This is a genomic window from Bacillus sp. FSL H8-0547, from assembly GCA_038002745.1.
Lineage (GTDB): Bacteria > Bacillota > Bacilli > Bacillales > Bacillaceae > Bacillus_P.
Genome location: JBBODD010000001.1, coordinates 2,948,130 through 2,966,677 on the forward strand (window position 1 = coordinate 2,948,130; position 18,548 = coordinate 2,966,677).

Below are 18,548 nucleotides of genomic sequence, written 5' to 3' on the forward strand. Positions count from 1 at the left end.
TGATGCTGGCGGTTTTTTCTTTTGTAAGCAGTCAACTTCTTCCCTCTCACGCTCTATTAAAAATTTCTTCCTGATTTCGGTCTAATTCAATCTACAGCTCGTATACATAGTAGTACAAACTGCCTTAGGAGGGAAATGTATGTCTCAAAAGAGAAACGTGAAGATTGCTGCTACTGTAATGACTTCAGCGCTGTTATTGTCCGGCTGCGGATTGTTCGGCGGGGAGAAGGCCAAGGAAATCGATCCTCCACAAGACGTATCGTATGTGGATGAAGGAGATAAAGCTGCTGAAGAAACAGTAAATGAGGAAAAAACAACAGCAGAAGAGGAAAAAGGGGAAGAGTCGGGGCAAACGTACTCCAGGCAGTTGTATTTAATTGACAGCAATGGACTTGTCGTAGCCCAGACATTTGATCTGCCAAAGCAGGAAGGCGTAGCAAAGCAGGTGCTTGACTACCTTGTTGAAGGCGGGCCTGTAACAAATATGCTGCCTGATGGATTCAGAGCGGTTATTCCGCAGGATACACAGGTCAGCGTCAATGTGAAAGACGGCGTTGCTTTAGTCGATTTTTCCAAAGAATTTAAAAACTATCAAAAAGAAGATGAGCTGAAGATTCTTCAGTCAATCACATGGACGCTTACTCAGTTTGATTCAGTCAAAACGGTCAAGATTATGATCAACGGCCATGAGCAAAATGAAATGCCTGTCGGGGGCACGCCGATCAGCAGCGAGCTGAGCAGGGCTGACGGCATCAACCTGGATACGGCAGGTGTCATGGATATCACAGATACAAAACCGCTTACGGTTTATTATACAGCGCAGCACGATGACAAGACGTATTATGTGCCTGTCACAACACGCGTGAGCAATGATGAGGAAGATCCGATTGCCGCTGTTGTTAAAAAGCTGACAGAAGGGCCGTCTGCTGATACAGCGCTCCTCAGTGATTTTTCACAAGATGTGAAGCTGCTTGAAGAGCCTAAGCTTGAAGACGGAACGGTCACGCTTAATTTTAACGAATCGATTTTCGGAAGTGCGGATGAAGAGAAGAAGATGGTTTCATCTCATATCGTTAATTCACTTGTCCTGTCTCTGACAGAGCAGCCGGGAATTGAAAACGTTGTGCTGACAGTGGACGGCAAGGCAGACCTTGTAAACGAGGACGGCAAAAAGATGACAGATCCTGTTGCGCGTCCAGTGAATGTCAACACAGGTAGTTTTTAATCGGTGATTTTTGATATACTATAAAGTGAAACGAAGAGGTAGTCATTGGCACTGCCTCTTCTTTATTGCCTCCGGACCTTATGTCTTTGAAAGGAAGCCGGGACAAGCCTTATACATATAACGAAAACGCAAATCAATCAGGATCAGGAATGATCGGAGGAATCCTAATGAGACATGACGGACGAAAGCAAGATGAAATTAGACGAGTAGAAATAGTGACAGATTATGTGAAGCACCCGGAAGGATCGGTTCTGATCTGTGTGGGAGATACAAAGGTCATCTGCAATGCGAGCATTGAAGACCGTGTGCCGCCGTTTATGCGCGGAGAAGGAAAGGGCTGGATTACAGCAGAATACTCCATGCTGCCGCGCGCAACGGAACAGAGAACCATCAGAGAATCTTCAAAAGGGAAAATCACCGGAAGAACGATGGAAATTCAGCGCCTGATTGGACGGGCTCTCCGTGCAGTGGTAGACCTGGACAAGCTTGGCGAGCGTACAATCTGGATCGACTGTGATGTGATTCAGGCGGACGGCGGTACAAGAACAGCATCCATTACAGGTGCATTTGTGGCCATGACGATTGCTCTTGGAAAGCTTGTATCTGAAAAGAAAATCAGTTCGCTTCCGATTACAGATTTCCTTGCTGCAACTTCTGTCGGCATGGATTCAAAGCTAGGCGAGATTCTCGATTTAAACTATATTGAAGATTCATCGGCTGAAGTGGACATGAATGTCATCATGACAGGCTCAGGACGATTTGTAGAGCTGCAGGGAACAGGCGAAGAGGCAACATTCTCTCGCGAAGAGCTGAATGAACTTTTAAACCTTGCAGAAAAAGGGATTCAATCTTTGGTTACAATCCAAATGGAAGCGCTGGGTGATTTAGCGCTTAAAATTATGGACCAGAAAAACGGAAAGGGATGAACCTGATGAAGGAAGTCATTATTGCCACAAAAAATGCAGGAAAGCTTCTTGAATTTCAGACGATTCTTTCTGCATACGATTTGACCTGCATCTCGCTGCTTGATTTTGACGATGCACCTGATGTGGAGGAAACGGGTTCGACTTTTGAAGAGAATGCCATTTTAAAAGCGGAGGCAATATCCAGGCTTTACGGAAAAATGGCGATCGCTGACGACTCAGGATTGTCGATTGACTACCTGAACGGAGAGCCGGGTATTTTTTCCGCAAGATATGCAGGCCCAGAAAAAGATGACGCAGCCAATATCCAAAAGGTGCTGGCTGAGCTGAAGAGCGCAGAAAAGGAAGAGCGCACCGCGAGATTCCGCTGCGCACTTGCCCTTGCTGAGCCCGGCCGCAAAACGGTAACGGTTGAAGGATCTGTCGAAGGGTATATAACAGAAGAGCCGGCTGGAGAAAATGGGTTCGGATATGACCCGATTTTTCTCGTCAAGGATAAAGCAAAAACAATGGCCGAGCTGTCGAAAGAAGAAAAAAACAAAATCAGTCACAGGGCAGCGGCTCTAAAGAAGCTGTCAGAGCTGCTTGAAGCCTGATTACAGGGAGTTTTGAGTCATGAAGGTTCTTATTATCAGCGACAGTCACGGGCTGACAGACGAGCTTCAGGAGATCAGAAACAGGCATGAATCCGAAACAGAAGCGATGTTTCACTGCGGCGATTCAGAACTGCCTGCCGATCACCCTTCTATGCAGGGCTTTGTATCAGTGCGGGGAAACTGCGATTATGAACAGAAATATGCGGAGGAACTGATTGAAGAAGCAGGCGGGTTCCGTTTTTTCATTGCGCATGGCCACATGCATAACGTGAAGTCCACTCTGATGAACTTGAAATATGCTGCTGAAGATCACGCTGCGAAGATTGTCTGTTTCGGGCATTCTCATATAGCAGGAGCAGAATTTGCAGACGGAGTCCTCTTCATTAATCCGGGCAGCATCAGGCTGCCGAGGATGCGCACCGAAAAAACATATGTTATATTAGAAATACAAAACGGATCGGCAACTGTAACATTTTATCAGCAGGACGGAACGCCTGTAAAAGGCATGGCGCAGAGGTTTAAGCTGTCTTAAAAAGGAAAGGGGGAATTTTTTCCCTCTTTCAAAACTTTTTAGAAAAAGTTATTGACTTTATAGCTGATCGCACATATAATAAAAAATGTCGCTGATACATAATCGCGATTGTCACAAAAAAACATGTCCCAGTAGCTCAGTGGATAGAGCAACGGCCTTCTAAGCCGTTGGTCGGGAGTTCGAATCTCTCCTGGGACGCCATACTATATACATACAAACTTCTTTCTGAAAATGAAAGAAGTTTTTTTGTTTTTTTTCGTCACTGCATTTCGCTGATTTATCCGTAAAACACCAGTGGACTGCAGCGGAAGGCACTTGACTCCTTGTCGAGCTGCAGCGCCCAACTCCTCTGTCAGAACAAAATCACCCAAAAAGTCAAAAGCGGACTTTTCGGGTGATTTTTTATCTGACTGCCGGAGCAAAACGGGCGCTTCCGCTTTTCTACGGGATGAAGAGGACGAGGGAGATCCCGCAAGCGCAGCTGAGGAAGCTCCCGGTCCTCCCCGCGGAAAGCAAGTGACTGGAGCGAAAGGGAACGGGTACAGTTGCAAACATGCCATCTCTCATTTGTTCGAAAAATGTTCATAATTTTTCCTCTGGATCTTATCCGTTTTAATCAAGAATCCGATTCCGGATCCACCCTTAAAAAGTTCCTTTTCCCCAGCTGAAATCACCCAAAACCCTGTCAGACAATCTCACAGAAAAAAACTTCAAAAAAAATTTTTCAAAAACACAATTCCCATAGTGACAGGCATGTAAGCGTATACAAATTAACAAACAAATCTAAATTATCTAACAATTCGAAAAAAGACGGTTGACACCGCTTTTTAATGGGCGTAAGATAGGCTCAAATATAAGTTACATGAACATGTGAGGTTCATTAAAAGAAAACATAACAGGCCGTTTAGCTGCGGCAGCAAGATCACTTTATATCTTTTAAAAGAGTCCATAACTAACGTTATAAGGATTTTTTTTACACACTGGAATTCAGCTGATTAACGCGTTTAGACTTTAAAAGAAAGGTGTGCTCTTTATGGGTGACCAATGGATTTTTTTGAACAAGGAATTTGTAAGAAAAGAAGATGCGAAGATTTCGGTGTATGATCACGGATTCTTGTATGGAGACGGGATTTTCGAAGGAATCAGAGTCTACAGCGGCAACATCTTCCGTTTAAAAGAGCACATGAAAAGACTGTATGAATCAGCGAGATCCATTTTGCTCACTATGCCGTACACCCAGGAAGAACTGACAGACCTGACGGTAAAAACGGTCGAGAAAAACGGACTGGATGATGCTTATATCAGACTGGTAGTCTCAAGAGGAGTCGGAGATCTTGGGCTTGATCCATATAAATGCAAAGAGGCAAACGTCGTCATTATAGTAGAGCCGCTCTCAATCTTTCCTAAGCATCTTTATGAAACAGGAATTGATATTGTGACAGTCCCTACAAGAAGGAACCGTCCGGACGTTCTCAGTCCGAAAGTAAAATCACTCAATTATTTAAATAACGTTCTTGTAAAAATTGAAGCTCATCTGGCGAATGTAAGCGAAGCGCTCATGCTGAATGATCAGGGCTATGTCGCAGAAGGATCTGCAGACAATGTCTTTATCTATAAAAACAACAAACTTCTGACTCCGCCGGGGTACCTTGGCGCCCTTGAAGGAGTTACGCGAAACGTCATCATCGAAATCGCGGCAGAACTTGGCTATGATGTGCGGGAAGAACCATTTACCCGCCACGACGTGTATACAGCTGATGAGGTCTTCCTGACAGGAACAGCAGCAGAAGTCATTGCTGTTGTAAAGGTAGACGGCAGGGAGATTGGTGAAGGCAAGCCGGGCGAGCACACAAACCGCCTGCTTGAGCAATTCAGGAAAAAAGTCATTGAAGACGGCGTGAAAGTTGAAACAGGCAATTCAAGCTTAAGTGTAAGTTAATAAGTGAAAACTTTGAAGAGGATAAGTAGCTATGGAAACAAGGATCCACAGAGAGCCGGCGGCTGCTGAAAGCCGGTGTTCCCTTCCAGCGTGAACTCGCCTCTGAGTGCTGATTTGAAATGGAGTAGGATCAGCCGGGTGCTATTTTTCACACCACCCGTTACCAAAAGAAAGCTTTAAGCTTTCATAAGGTGGCCTGATTTTAGGTCATGAACAAGGGTGGTACCGCGAAAAGTGTTTTCAAACCTTTTCGCCCCTTTGACTCACAACTAGTGGGCAATATTGGGGCGGGAAGGTTTTTTATGTGGATTTTAAAGGCAAAAAGACCAGTATTTCGCTGGATAAAGCTCGATCAGTTCTTTTCGATCGAGCAGGGCTTTTTAGATGATAGCGGGAAAAAAGGAGGCAAAAATCGATGAATATGAAGGTACAATTGGACGCTGAATCTGCCAAGTGTACGAAAACGATGTCCGGTGCCATGATGATGATTGAAGCTCTTAAACGGGAAAAGACAGAGGTGATTTTCGGCTATCCCGGAGGAGCTGTCCTTCCGATTTACGACAAACTGTACAGCTCAGGCATGTTTCACGTTTTGACGAGACATGAACAGGGAGGCATTCATGCAGCAGAAGGCTATGCAAGGGTCTCAGGCAAACCCGGAGTCGTAATCGCCACCTCTGGACCGGGAGCTACAAACTTAATTACCGGACTCACAGACGCGATGATTGATTCCCTTCCGCTCGTTGTCTTTACCGGACAGGTTGCGACTTCTGTGATTGGAACCGATGCTTTTCAGGAAGCGGATATACTCGGAATTACAATGCCGATTACAAAGCACAACTTTCAAGTACGGGATGTCAACGACTTTCCCCGTATCATCAAAGAAGCATTCCATATTGCAACAACCGGCAGACCGGGACCAGTACTGATTGATGTGCCGAAAGATATCGCTGTAGCCGAAGGCATTTTCAACTATGACGAACCTGTACACCTGCCTGGATATCAGCCGAAGACAGAGCCAAATTACCTCCAGATCAGAAAGCTTGTAGAAGCTGTAAGCCGTGCTAAAAAACCAGTCATTCTCGCGGGTGCAGGTGTTATTCACGCTAAAGGAAGCGATAAGCTGAAAGAATATGCAGAACAGCAGCAAATACCGGTTGCAAGCACCCTTCTCGGGCTTGGCAGTTTCCCGGCAGACCATCCGCTGTTCCTCGGAATGGCAGGGATGCATGGTACATATACCGCCAATATGGCGCTGTATGACTGCGATTTGCTGATCAGCGTGGGAGCGCGATTTGACGACAGGGTGACAGGGAACTTAAACCACTTTGCAAAAAAGGCTGTTATTGCCCATATCGATATAGATCCAGCCGAGATCGGCAAGGTGGTCGAAACGCAGATTCCGGTTGTCGGGGATGCGTTGCTGGTTCTTGAACAGCTCATCCACCAAAACGGGAAAAGAAGCGAGCATGATGAGTGGTATACAGCTCTTCAAACGAACAAAAAGACGCTTCCTCTCTGGTATAAGCCTTCAAATGAAGAGCTGAAGCCGCAGCACATGATTGAACTGATCCATGAGTGGACAGATGGAGAAGCAATCGTAACCACTGATGTCGGACAGCATCAAATGTGGGCGGCGCAGTATTACCGGATGCAGCAGCCAAACAGGTGGGTCACATCCGGAGGGCTTGGAACAATGGGGTTTGGACTTCCGGCGGCGATTGGAGCGCAGCTTGCTGAAAAGGATTCGACAGTAGTTGCTGTACTGGGTGACGGCGGATTCCAAATGACCCTACAGGAACTTTCTGTTATTCACGAACTGAACCTTCCTGTTAAGGTCATTATTTTAAACAACGGCGTGCTTGGAATGGTAAGACAGTGGCAGGAAATCTTCTATGAAGAAAGATATTCCCAGTCCGTCTTTCAATCACAGCCTGATTTCGTGAAACTTGCGGAAGCGTACGGCATGAAAGGACTGAATATTCAGACTGAAAGTGATTTCCCGGCCTTTAAAGAAGCGCTTAGATCCAGGGAACCTGTCCTGATTTCCGTTAATGTAAGCCAGATGGAAAATGTGTATCCAATGATTGCACCAGGAAAAGGACTGCATGAAATGGTGGGTGTTAAGGCATGAAGCGAATATTGACATTAACCGTAAACAACCGGTCGGGCGTACTCAACAGAATTACCGGGCTGTTTACGAAAAGACACTATAACATTGAAAGCATCACAGTGGGGCACGCAGAGATTGAAGGCATATCCCGCATGACATTTGTCATCCATGTGGAAGACGAAAAAGAAGTAGAACAAATTACAAAACAGCTCAACAAGCAAATCGATGTGCTCAAGGTTCAGGACATTACCAATCAATCAATCGTTGCAAGAGAACTCGCGCTGATCAAAGTGATCGCTGCACCGGCAGTGAGAATGGAAGTGCAGGGAGTCATTGAACCATTCCGGGCCTCCATCATAGATGTCAGCCGGGACAGCCTGGTCGTTCAAGTAACCGGAGAATCAGACAAAATAGAAGCCATCATCGATCTCCTCAGACCCTATGGAATCAAAGAAATAGCCAGAACCGGCACAACAGCGTTCCCAAGAGGAACACAGCGGCCGTCTAGTTCGAAAACATATTCAATTGTATAAAGAGAAGATGGCAATGAACGGTAACAGATTTGAGTGGACTGCAGCGGAAGGAACTTGACTCCTGCGGGATGAAGAGAACACGGGAGACCCCGCAAGCGCAGCGAGGAGGCTCCCGGGGCTCCCCGCGGAAAGCAAGTTCCTGGAGCGAAAGGGAACGGATGGAACGTATACAATTACAAATCAAATAAAAAATGGAAATTAAAAGGAGAGAATGAACATGGTAAAAGTTTATTATAACGGTGATGTAAATGAGGAAGTACTATCAGGCAAAAAGATCGCAGTAATCGGCTACGGCTCACAGGGCCATGCACATGCACTGAACTTAAAGGACAGCGGAGCAGATGTTGTAGTAGGCGTCCGCAAAGGAAATTCCTTTAATAAAGCAGCATCAGACGGAGTGGAGGTAACAACCGTTAAAGAAGCTGCAGCACAGGCTGATGTCGTGATGGTGCTTCTGCCGGATGAGCAGCAGCAGAAAGTATATGAAGAAGAAATCAAAGATCAGCTTCAGCCGGGAAATGCGTTAGTTTTTGCACACGGATTTAATGTTCACTTTAATCAGATCGTTCCTCCGGAATTTGTTGACGTATTCCTCGTAGCTCCTAAAGGTCCGGGTCACCTTGTAAGAAGAACCTTTGAAGACGGTGCCGGTGTTCCAGCATTGTTTGCGGTCTATCAGGATGTAACAGGCCAGGCGAAAGATCTTGCTCTGGCATACGCAAAAGCAATCGGAGGAGCGCGTGCGGGAGTTCTTGAAACAACATTTAAAGAAGAAACCGAAACAGATCTATTTGGAGAACAGGCTGTTCTGTGCGGGGGACTCACATCCCTTGTGAAAGCTGGATTTGAAACACTGGTGGAAGCGGGATATCAGCCGGAACTTGCCTACTTCGAATGTCTGCACGAACTTAAGCTCATCGTAGACCTTATGTATGAAGACGGAATGGCGGGCATGAGATACTCCATCTCTGATACAGCCCAGTGGGGAGACTTTGTGTCAGGACCTAGAGTAGTAGATGCAAGAGTAAAAGAATCCATGAAAGAAGTGCTTAATGATATTCAATCAGGAAAATTTGCTAAAGACTGGATCATAGAAAATCAGGTCAACCGCCCGCAGTTCAATGCGATCAACAACAGAGAAAGCGAGCATCAGATTGAAACAGTCGGCAGAAAGCTGCGCGAAATGATGCCGTTTGTAAAACCTAAACGGAAAGAAGTGGTCGCCAGTGCGAAAAATTAACCTTTTTGATACAACACTGAGAGACGGGGAACAATCAGCCGGAGTGAACTTGAACGCAAAGGAAAAACTGCAGATTGCCCTTCAGCTTGAACGTCTTGGCGTTGATATTATGGAGGCCGGTTTCCCGGCTTCCTCAAAGGGTGATTTTTCAGCAGTGCAGGAGATTGCAAGAACGATTAAAAACTGCTCCGTTACAGGTCTTGCGCGTTCGGTCAAAACAGATATTGATGCTGCGTGGGAAGCTTTGAAGGACGGGGCGCATCCAAGGCTGCATGTGTTTTTGGCAACATCGCCGATTCACATGCAATACAAATTGAAACAGACTCCCGACCAGGTCATTGAGACAGCAGTTGAATCAGTTAAATACGCATCTAAATTCTTTCCGCTTATTCAGTGGTCTGCAGAGGATGCCTGCAGAAGCGAATTGCCGTTTCTGGCCAAAATTGTAGAGCGGGTCATCGCAGCGGGCGCAAATGTCATTAACATTCCAGACACGGTAGGCTATATTAACCCGAAAGAATACGGGGAAATCTTTCAGTACTTAAAATCTAATGTAAATGGCATAGAAAATGTTATTCTTTCCGCTCATTGCCACGATGACCTTGGAATGGCAACAGCCAACTCGCTTGCCGCCATCGAAAACGGGGCGGGACAGATCGAAGGAACGATCAACGGAATCGGAGAGCGGGCAGGAAATGCTTCACTTGAAGAAATCGGCGTTGCTCTTCACATCCGTTCAGATTATTTTGGCGCCAAAACAAACATGAAGCTTGATGAAATCAAAAAAACGAGTGACCTGGTCAGCAAATTGACCGGCATGATGATCCCTCCAAACAAAGCGGTCGTCGGGAAAAATGCATTCGCGCACGAATCCGGTATTCACCAGGACGGGGTCCTGAAAGAAAAAACAACCTATGAAATTATTTCTCCTGAACTCGTAGGGGTCGGATCAAATGCGATGGTACTCGGCAAACATTCAGGCCGCCACGCCTTCAAGAGCAAAGTGGCTGAGCTTGGCTTCAATGTAACAGAAGAAGAGACACATAAAATCTTTAAAACATTCAAAACCCTTTCTGAGAGAAAGAAAGAATTCACGGATGAGGATATTGCAGCACTTGTCATCGAGGAAAAAGTGGAAAAGAGCGAGGATATGTTTGAACTTGTATCCCTTCAGGTTCAGTACGGAACCTCACAAGTGCCGACTGCCACTGTGACTCTCAAAAACCAGGAGCAGGTCCTTGTACAGGAGGCTGCTACCGGAGGAGGAAGCGTAGAGGCGATTTACAATACGCTTGAGCGCTGCACCGGCTTTACGATCAAGCTTCTAGACTACCGGATCCAATCAAATTCGAGCGGCCGGGATGCTCTTGCCCAGGTTTTTGTCAGAGTTACCGTTGGCGGAGTGGAATCAAGCGGAAGGGGAATGGCGCAGGATGTTCTTGAGGCATCAGCAAAAGCCTACTTGAACGCTGTAAACCGGATTCTCATTCTGAATGCACAGGCTCAGGAACAATTAAAAGCGACTGTCTAATAGAAGAAAAACCAGATTAAAAATCATGAAGGAGGCAGAAAAAATGGAGAAGAAAATTGCATTATTGCCGGGAGACGGCATCGGATTAGAAGTGATGAACGGTGCTGTAGAGATTCTGAAGGCCATTGAAGAGCATTACTACCATCGTTTTCACTTTCAGTATGGACTGATCGGCGGGGCGGCAATTGATGAAACCAATTCTCCGCTTCCTGAACAAACGCTCAACATGTGCAAAGAGGCGGACGCAGTTCTGCTTGGATCTGTAGGAGGTCCGAAATGGGATCAGAATCCTTCGCATTTAAGGCCTGAAAGGGGGCTTCTGGCTCTCAGGAAGGAGCTTGATCTGTATGCGAATCTCCGTCCTGTGGAGACAGTAGAAAGCCTCCTTGATTCTTCCCCTTTGAAGCGGGAGTTTGTGGAAGGCGTCGACTTCATGATTGTAAGGGAGCTTACGGGCGGTCTTTACTTTGGAAAACCGAGCGAGCGCAAGGTTGATGGCGGTGAAGAGACGGTTGTTGATACCCTTTTTTATAAGCGTGATGAGATGGTGCGGATCATTGAACAGGCATTTGAGCTTGCCCGGGGCAGGCAGAAAAAGGTGACGTCAGTTGATAAGGCCAATGTTTTAGAATCGAGCCGAATGTGGAGGGAAGTCGCTGAAGAGGTAGCTGCAAGGTATCCTGATGTTGAACTGCAGCACATGCTTGTCGATCATGCAGCCATGGCCCTCATTCATAATCCTAAACAGTTTGATGTCATCGTAACAGAGAACATGTTCGGCGACATTTTAAGTGACGAAGCTTCGATGCTGACGGGCTCGCTCGGCATGCTGCCATCCGCGAGCTTAAGCTCATCAGGCCTTCATCTGTATGAACCGGTCCATGGTTCTGCACCTGACATTGCAGGAGAAGATAAAGCAAATCCGGTGGCCATGATTTTATCAGCCGCGATGATGCTCAGACACTCCTTTGGCATGAATGAAGAGGCAGAAGCCGTTGAAAATGCCGTAAAACACGTGCTTGATTCAGGCAAGCGCACAGCAGACCTTGCGAAAAAAGGAGAAGCTCCTCTGACTACAACGGCTCTGGTTGAAGAAGTGAAAGCTGCTTTGGCGGACGACCACGCCATCTTTAACATTATGGAAGCTTACGCATAAAAAAACGGCGCTTTTCATTTCGATGAAAAGCGCCCCTCTTTTCCTTCTATATAAATACGTGCAGGGAGGTATCAGTCTTGAAAGCAAGAACAATCGTCGAAAAAATTTGGGATGATCACGTAGTATACAGAAAAGATCATCAGCCTGATCTATTATATATTGATTTGCACCTGATTCATGAAGTAACGTCTCCCCAGGCGTTTGAAGGCTTAAGACAAAACGGGAGAAAGGTGAGAAAGCCTGAAAACACCTTTGCTACAATGGATCATAACATTCCAACCGTCAACAGGTTTGAAATAAAAGACGAAACAGCGCGGCTTCAGGTGAGCGCCCTTGAAACAAACTGCAGAGAATTCGGCATCAGGCTTGCTGATCTTAACAGCTCAGATCAGGGAATTGTTCACGTCATCGGACCAGAGCTTGGCCTGACTCTGCCCGGCAAAACCATCGTATGCGGGGACAGCCATACATCAACACACGGAGCTTTCGGAGCTCTTGCATTCGGCATTGGAACGAGTGAAGTGGAACATGTCCTGGCCACTCAAACGCTTTGGCAGCAGAAGCCGAAAACATTAAATGTTCACATAAAGGGATCCCTGAAAAAAGGCGTGACGGCTAAAGATGTCATTCTCTCCATTATCGGTTCCTTCGGAGTGAGATTCGGCACAGGGTATGTGATCGAATTTACAGGTGAAGCCATTGAAAATATGTCGATGGATGAGAGAATGACGGTCTGCAACATGTCAATTGAAGCCGGCGCCAGAGCTGGACTGATTGCACCTGATGAAACAACGTTCAAGTATATTGAGGGAAGAACTTACGCTCCAAAGGGAGAGGAATTTGAAGAAGCTGTTGCATACTGGCGCACACTCCACAGTGACCCGGGTGCGGAATATGATGATCAGATTATCGTTTTGGCATCTGACATTGCCCCGATGGTCACATGGGGAACAAATCCCGGAATGGCTGTGTCGATAGATGAGAGAGTGCCGAACACAGGCACGTTCTCAAAACAGGAGGAAAAACAGGAGGCAGAGCGGGCCTATTTCTATATGGGCCTAGAGCCGGATACAGCTATAAAAGAGATAGAAGTAGACTATGTCTTTATTGGCTCCTGCACAAACTCAAGACTCACAGACCTGCGTCAGGCGGCAGAAGTAATCAGAGGCCATAAAGTGAAACCTTCCGTAAGGGCAATCGTAGTTCCCGGTTCTCAAAATGTAAAGCTCCAGGCGGAAGCTGAAGGGCTTCACCATACTTTTAAAGAAGCAGGCTTTGAGTGGCGGGAATCAGGGTGCAGTATGTGCCTGAGCATGAATGATGATGTCGTGCCGGAAGGAAAGCGCTGTGCTTCTACCTCCAACCGGAACTTTGAAGGCCGTCAGGGAAAAGGGGCAAGAACGCACCTTGTCAGTCCTGCAATGGCTGCAGCAGCCGCGCTTAACGGGAAATTTGTTGATGTAAGAGAATGGATAGGAGGGGCTGCAAGTGGAAGCATTTCAAGTGCACAAGGGTAAAACGGCGGTACTGAACAGATCAAATGTGGACACCGATCAGATCATCCCCAAACAGTTTCTGAAACGAATTGAACGCACTGGATACGGACGCTTCGCATTTTTTGACTGGCGCTATACAAGCGATCATACCGAAAATCCTGAATTTGAATTAAACAAGCCTGAGGCAAAGGGGGCAAGCGTTCTGATTGCAGGGGAGAACTTCGGATGCGGATCTTCAAGAGAGCATGCTCCGTGGGCGCTTTCAGACTTCGGCTTCAGAGTGATTATTGCGCCTTCATTCGCCGACATTTTCCATCAGAACTGTCTGAAGAACGGTCTTCTTCCTATTAAAATAGAAGAAAAGATTCATCAGCAGCTGGTTGAAAAGGGAGCCTTCGAGTGTACGGTCGATCTGGAAAAGCAGGAAATCCGAGAAGGTGAAGACGTTCTTTGCCATTTTGACATTGATCCATACTGGAAGGACATGCTTTTAAACGGCCATGATGAAATTTCCCTCACCTTTATGTATGAAGAGCAGATTTCAAATTACGAAAACACAAGAAAAGCCTGGTTAAGATAATCCAGGCTTTTTTTTTGAAGATATATAAAAATTTGACTTTGAATCTTGTCCAGCTCCGCCTCCCAGCCCTTCCGTCAGAACAAAATCACCGAAAAAGTCAAGCCCGGACTTTTCCGGTGATTTCTTTTCTGCCTGTCAGGGCTAAACGGTCGGCTATGCTTTTCTTGTGTTCTTTATATTCCATTGGTACACTTGAAGGCAAATGCACAGCGGAGATGATTGAATGAGCGAGAAGAAACAGAGAAAAGTCATTCCATTCCCTAACTTAAGTGAGCGCTTGGTTGATAAAGGACTGGACGCTTTAAAAAATAAACAGTTCAAAGAGGCGCTGCCTCTCTTTTATGAAGTGCTTGAGCTTGGCGAGGACAGAGCGGAAATTCATCTTGGCATTGCGCTCTGTCTGATGGAGCTTGGCGATTTGGAAGAAGCAAAGACGGTCTGCAAAAAAATGCTTCATGAAGATATCGGGGACTATTTTACGGTCCTGCAGGTCTACTTGACCATCTTAATTCAGCTGAGACAGTACGAAGAAGTGCAGCAGACAATCGAGGCTGTCCTTCAGGAGAATCATCTTCCCCATGATCAGGCGGAGCATTTTTACAAGCTTCTTGATTTCAGCAGGAAAATGAATGAAGACGAAGGTTCCATTTTTGAAGAGGATGATGATGAAGGCGAACCCGGTGAACCTAAACTGCTTCTTGATACGATTAATCAGCAGGTAGCTTATGTGCAGTCACTGAAGGACCGGAATGTATCAAGGCATATTCAGAAGCTGCAGACGATTCTGAAGAATCCTGAAAGCCATCCTGTCGTACAGTCCATGATCCTCCATCTCCTCATGGAAAATGAGACAGCAAAAGAAGTGAAAGTTGCAAAATTCGGCCACATGATGGCGGTTGTTCCGTCAGAGCTCGAGGACTTATCCGAGATGCCTTTTACGAAAAAAGTGCTGAATGCCCTCGATGACATCCTCGGACAGGAAAACCCGTCGCTGTATGAAGCGGTGAAAGAAATCTGGATCAGGCACCTGTATGTGCTGTTTCCATTTTTGCCCGAACCGTCAGAAGCAAGGCTCTGGGCCGCAGCCCTTCATTATACAGGCTATGAGATGCACGGGATCTCGGCACCTGCAGAAGAGGTATGTGATTCATATGATATCGCGCAGGATGAGCTTGTTCAGGCTGTGAAAAAAATTTACGAGATAGAAGAAATTTCTTATTTGCAAATCTAACGTATATGTTGAAAGGAATTTTTTCTATGTTATAATGAAATGGTTGTAAATTGATGATCAGCCGTACATGAGGGAACAGATCCCTGTGCGTGCAGACATCAGCCATACACTGGACGATTTAGTAAGTCATCTACATAGGGGTATAGCGGAGAATCTGTTTGTCAACAATGGACAGGTATCCTCTGTCAAAACCTAACCTAGATTATGTCACTATTTCAAATAGATTTTTTGGAGGGAAACTAATGTCTGCAAAATGGGAAAAGCTTGAGGGCAACCAAGGCGTTCTTACAGTAGAAGTTGAAGCTGAAAAGTTCGGCAAAGCCCTTGACGAAGCATTCAAAAAAGTATCAAAGCAAGTAAATATACCTGGATTCCGTAAAGGAAAAGTGCCTCGCGCAATGTTTGAACAGCGCTTTGGCATTGAATCACTTTACCAGGATGCGCTTGACATCCTTCTTCCTGAGGTTTATCCTCAAGCGGTTGAAGAAGCTGGAATCGACCCAATCGACCGTCCGGAAATCGACGTTGAGCAAATCGAAAAAGGCAAAAACCTTATTTTCACTGCTAAAGTTGTTGTAAAGCCTGAAGTAAAACTTGGCGAATACAAAGGCCTTGAAGTTGAAAAAATGGACGCATCTGTATCTGATGAAGATGTTGATGCAGAACTTAAAACACTTCAAGAGCGTCACGCAGAGCTAGTTGTGAAAGAAGAAGGCACTGTTGAAAACGGCGACACAGTTGTTATTGATTTCGAAGGATTCGCTGACGGCGAAGCATTCGAAGGCGGCACTGCTGAAAACTACACGCTTGAAATCGGCTCAGGTTCATTCATCCCTGGCTTTGAAGATCAGCTTGTAGGTTTGGAAGCTGGCGGCGAAAAGGATGTTGAAGTAACATTCCCTGAAGAATATCACGCTGAAAACCTTGCAGGAAAGCCTGCAACATTCAAAGTGAAGCTTCACGAAATCAAAGCGAAAGAACTTCCTGCTCTTGACGATGAGTTCGCTAAAGATGTGGACGAAGAAGTTGAAAGCCTTGAAGCTCTTAAAGCTAAAACAAGAACACGCCTAGAAGAAGCTAAAAAAGCAGAAGCTGAAAATACACTTCGCGACACACTTGTTGACAAAGCTTCTGACAATGCAGAAGTTGACATTCCTCAAGTGCTGATCGACAATGAAGTAAACCGCATGATGCAGGAGTTTGAACAGCGTCTTCAAGCTCAGGGCATGAACCTTGAACTTTACTTCCAGTTCTCAGGCCAGGATGAGGATGCACTTAAAGAACAAATGAAAGAAGATGCATCTAAACGCGTGAAGTACAATCTGACTCTTGAAGCAATCGCAAAAGCTGAAAACATCGAAGCTACTGATGAAGAAGTGGAAGCTGAAATTGCTAAGATGGCAGAAATGTACAACATGCCGGTTGAAAACATCAAGCAGGCTCTTGGATCTCTTGAAGGACTGAAAGAAGATCTTAAAGTACGCAAAGCAATCGACTTCCTTGTTGAAAACAGCAAAGAAGCAGCTTAATAATGATAAAAAAGAAACAAGGCGCGAGTTCATTCGTGCCTTGTTTTGCAAAATAAAGAGCTATGAGGCCCTGCAGCGCAAATCGATGTGCTCGGCCGGATTTATTTTTCCGCTCTTTGGGTACTATATAATTACTGCATGCTACATACATATAGAGGTAAGAAATGAACTCATTTTTTACCCCAGCAAGGATTTTGGCCGGGAAGAGCGAATACTATAATATACTCCTCTTTTAGGTAAAGCTGTTTTATTTCCAGTAGTCTACATACTTATGGTACAATGCAATACATACCAATTTTTTCAGACTTTTTCCGCTTCTTGCGGCAAGTCAGTTGCGCAATCGTCATCCCCATTTCCTTTCTGCCTGAGGATAAGCATGAATGAAGCTGCCAGTCCCGGCCGATAAAGGTGTGGCCCGCTGATGATACAAAGAAATAAGGGGTGAAGACATGTTTAAATTTAACGACGAAAAAGGTCAGCTTAAGTGTTCGTTTTGCGGTAAAACACAAGACCAAGTCCGTAAATTAGTTGCTGGACCGGGTGTCTATATATGTGACGAGTGCATAGAGCTGTGCACAGAGATCGTTGAAGAGGAACTTGGAACAGAGGAAGAAGTAGAATTTAAGGATGTTCCAAAGCCGAAGGAGATTCGTGAAATTCTTGACGAATATGTTATCGGTCAGGAACAGGCGAAGAAAAGCCTGGCAGTTGCGGTTTATAACCACTATAAACGCATCAACTCCAACAGCAAAATTGATGAAGTTGAGCTTTCAAAAAGCAACATCGCCATGATCGGGCCTACAGGAAGCGGTAAAACCCTTCTTGCCCAGACTCTGGCGCGCATCCTGAATGTACCGTTTGCCATTGCCGATGCAACATCGCTCACAGAAGCCGGTTATGTAGGGGAAGATGTTGAAAACATTCTTCTAAAACTGATCCAGGCTGCTGATTATGATGTAGAAAAGGCTGAAAAAGGGATCATCTATATCGATGAAATCGATAAAGTGGCCCGCAAATCCGAAAACCCGTCCATCACACGCGATGTGTCAGGTGAAGGTGTACAGCAGGCCCTTCTTAAAATTCTTGAAGGAACCGTTGCGAGTGTTCCACCGCAGGGCGGACGCAAGCACCCTCATCAGGAATTCATTCAGATTGATACAACAAACATTCTCTTTATCTGCGGCGGAGCGTTTGACGGCATCGAGCAAATCGTAAAACGCCGTCTTGGCCAAAAGGTTATCGGCTTCGGTTCCGATAAGAAGGATGACGATCTGGACCAAAAAATGCTGCTTTCTAAAGTTCTTCCGGAGGATCTTCTCCGCTTCGGGCTTATTCCGGAGTTCATTGGCCGTCTGCCGGTTATTGCAAGCCTTCAGCCGCTTGATGAAGAAGCCCTTGTTGAAATTTTGACGAAGCCTAAAAATGCGCTTGTCAAGCAGTACCAAAAAATGCTGGATCTTGACGGCGTAGAGCTTGAATTTGAAGACGACGCCCTTATGGAAATATCCAAAAAGGCGATTGAACGCAAAACAGGCGCACGCGGACTCCGTTCGATTATCGAGGGAATCATGCTTGAAGTAATGTTCGAGCTGCCGTCCCGCGACGATATTACGAAGTGTGTCATCACGGCAGAAACGGTCACAGACAAAGTTCCTCCGAAGCTTGTGCTGACAGATGGAACAGTGATCGTAGAAGATACGAAAACATCTGCATAACCTTTATTTTTCACCCCTGGAATTTGGATTCCGGGGGTTTTTGGTGTTTTTTCCTTTTTCGTTTTCATTTGTTTTATACATAAACGGCGCAATTATAGTTGGCATATTTACGTTTATTAAAATTACCCCTCGGAGATACTAGCTTGTACAGTGAAACTTTCATCAATAGATGACGAGTGGAACAGACCGGGCATGTGCGGACAGGAAAG

General features: G+C 45.7%; 15 protein-coding genes, 1 tRNA gene and 1 other annotated feature. All 16 genes read left to right on the forward strand.

Going from position 1 to position 18,548, the window contains the following annotated elements:
• Positions 1-139: 139 nt before the first annotated feature.
• The 16 genes from MHB63_14500 to clpX all read left to right on the forward strand — a co-directional run bounded on the left by MHB63_14500 (position 140) and on the right by clpX (position 18,339).
• The gene (locus MHB63_14500) at positions 140-1,225 is read left to right on the forward strand and encodes a GerMN domain-containing protein (GenBank protein MEK3807730.1); all 1,086 of its coding nucleotides are present in this window, start codon (positions 140-142) and stop codon (positions 1,223-1,225) included.
• A gap of 167 nt (positions 1,226-1,392) precedes the next feature.
• A complete protein-coding gene (gene rph / locus MHB63_14505) occupies positions 1,393-2,151 on the forward strand; it encodes a ribonuclease PH (protein ID MEK3807731.1) in 759 nt (252 codons plus the stop codon).
• Between the two features lie 5 nt (positions 2,152-2,156).
• Positions 2,157-2,744: an XTP/dITP diphosphatase gene (locus MHB63_14510; protein ID MEK3807732.1), complete on the forward strand. Its 588-nt coding sequence runs from the start codon at positions 2,157-2,159 to the stop codon at positions 2,742-2,744.
• Between the two features lie 19 nt (positions 2,745-2,763).
• The gene (locus tag MHB63_14515; protein MEK3807733.1) at positions 2,764-3,276 is read left to right on the forward strand and encodes a metallophosphoesterase; all 513 of its coding nucleotides are present in this window, start codon (positions 2,764-2,766) and stop codon (positions 3,274-3,276) included.
• Positions 3,277-3,401: 125 nt separating this feature from the next.
• Positions 3,402-3,477 (forward strand) — tRNA-Arg (locus MHB63_14520).
• A gap of 832 nt (positions 3,478-4,309) precedes the next feature.
• A complete protein-coding gene (gene ilvE, locus MHB63_14525) occupies positions 4,310-5,215 on the forward strand; it encodes a branched-chain-amino-acid transaminase (GenBank protein MEK3807734.1) in 906 nt (301 codons plus the stop codon).
• Positions 5,216-5,218: 3 nt separating this feature from the next.
• Positions 5,219-5,476: a binding site (T-box leader), on the forward strand.
• 154 nt (positions 5,477-5,630) lie between these two features.
• Positions 5,631-7,349, forward strand: a complete 1,719-nt coding sequence (gene ilvB / locus MHB63_14530; GenBank protein MEK3807735.1) for an acetolactate synthase large subunit — start codon at positions 5,631-5,633, stop codon at positions 7,347-7,349.
• Positions 7,346-7,861 (forward strand): acetolactate synthase small subunit, encoded by a 516-nt coding sequence (gene ilvN / locus MHB63_14535; GenBank protein ID MEK3807736.1) that lies wholly within the window; start codon positions 7,346-7,348, stop codon positions 7,859-7,861. The genes ilvB and ilvN overlap by 4 nt, the downstream gene beginning before the upstream one ends.
• 217 nt (positions 7,862-8,078) lie before the next feature.
• Entirely contained in the window at positions 8,079-9,101 is a 1,023-nt protein-coding gene (gene ilvC, locus MHB63_14540) for a ketol-acid reductoisomerase (GenBank protein MEK3807737.1), read from the forward strand.
• The gene (locus MHB63_14545; GenBank protein MEK3807738.1) at positions 9,088-10,632 is read left to right on the forward strand and encodes a 2-isopropylmalate synthase; all 1,545 of its coding nucleotides are present in this window, start codon (positions 9,088-9,090) and stop codon (positions 10,630-10,632) included. Before ilvC ends, MHB63_14545 begins: the two co-directional genes overlap by 14 nt.
• 43 nt (positions 10,633-10,675) lie before the next feature.
• A complete protein-coding gene (gene leuB / locus MHB63_14550) occupies positions 10,676-11,788 on the forward strand; it encodes a 3-isopropylmalate dehydrogenase (GenBank protein ID MEK3807739.1) in 1,113 nt (370 codons plus the stop codon).
• A 77-nt stretch (positions 11,789-11,865) separates the two neighbouring features.
• Positions 11,866-13,305 (forward strand): 3-isopropylmalate dehydratase large subunit, encoded by a 1,440-nt coding sequence (gene leuC, locus MHB63_14555; protein ID MEK3807740.1) that lies wholly within the window; start codon positions 11,866-11,868, stop codon positions 13,303-13,305.
• Positions 13,277-13,864 (forward strand): 3-isopropylmalate dehydratase small subunit, encoded by a 588-nt coding sequence (leuD, locus tag MHB63_14560; protein ID MEK3807741.1) that lies wholly within the window; start codon positions 13,277-13,279, stop codon positions 13,862-13,864. The genes leuC and leuD overlap by 29 nt, the downstream gene beginning before the upstream one ends.
• A 223-nt stretch (positions 13,865-14,087) precedes the next feature.
• On the forward strand, positions 14,088-15,095 hold the full coding sequence (locus MHB63_14565; GenBank protein MEK3807742.1) for a tetratricopeptide repeat protein: 1,008 nt from the start codon (positions 14,088-14,090) through the stop codon (positions 15,093-15,095).
• Between the two features lie 242 nt (positions 15,096-15,337).
• A complete protein-coding gene (gene tig, locus MHB63_14570) occupies positions 15,338-16,624 on the forward strand; it encodes a trigger factor (protein MEK3807743.1) in 1,287 nt (428 codons plus the stop codon).
• Positions 16,625-17,073: 449 nt separating this feature from the next.
• Positions 17,074-18,339 (forward strand): ATP-dependent protease ATP-binding subunit ClpX, encoded by a 1,266-nt coding sequence (gene clpX, locus MHB63_14575; GenBank protein MEK3807744.1) that lies wholly within the window; start codon positions 17,074-17,076, stop codon positions 18,337-18,339.
• Positions 18,340-18,548 lie beyond the last annotated feature (209 nt).

What these genes read in the sequence shown, in the direction of transcription:
- MHB63_14510 (MEK3807732.1), top strand. Translation starts at nt 2,157, where the DNA reads ATGAAGGAAGTCATTATTGCCACAAAAAATGCAGGAAAGCTTCTTGAA.
- clpX (MEK3807744.1), top strand. Translation starts at nt 17,074, where the DNA reads ATGTTTAAATTTAACGACGAAAAAGGTCAGCTTAAGTGTTCGTTTTGC.
- ilvN (MEK3807736.1), top strand. Translation starts at nt 7,346, where the DNA reads ATGAAGCGAATATTGACATTAACCGTAAACAACCGGTCGGGCGTACTC.
- ilvC (MEK3807737.1), top strand. Translation starts at nt 8,079, where the DNA reads ATGGTAAAAGTTTATTATAACGGTGATGTAAATGAGGAAGTACTATCA.
- MHB63_14565 (MEK3807742.1), top strand. Translation starts at nt 14,088, where the DNA reads ATGAGCGAGAAGAAACAGAGAAAAGTCATTCCATTCCCTAACTTAAGT.
- rph (MEK3807731.1), top strand. Translation starts at nt 1,393, where the DNA reads ATGAGACATGACGGACGAAAGCAAGATGAAATTAGACGAGTAGAAATA.
- leuB (MEK3807739.1), top strand. Translation starts at nt 10,676, where the DNA reads ATGGAGAAGAAAATTGCATTATTGCCGGGAGACGGCATCGGATTAGAA.
- tig (MEK3807743.1), top strand. Translation starts at nt 15,338, where the DNA reads ATGTCTGCAAAATGGGAAAAGCTTGAGGGCAACCAAGGCGTTCTTACA.
- MHB63_14515 (MEK3807733.1), top strand. Translation starts at nt 2,764, where the DNA reads ATGAAGGTTCTTATTATCAGCGACAGTCACGGGCTGACAGACGAGCTT.
- MHB63_14500 (MEK3807730.1), top strand. Translation starts at nt 140, where the DNA reads ATGTCTCAAAAGAGAAACGTGAAGATTGCTGCTACTGTAATGACTTCA.
- ilvB (MEK3807735.1), top strand. Translation starts at nt 5,631, where the DNA reads ATGAATATGAAGGTACAATTGGACGCTGAATCTGCCAAGTGTACGAAA.
- ilvE (MEK3807734.1), top strand. Translation starts at nt 4,310, where the DNA reads ATGGGTGACCAATGGATTTTTTTGAACAAGGAATTTGTAAGAAAAGAA.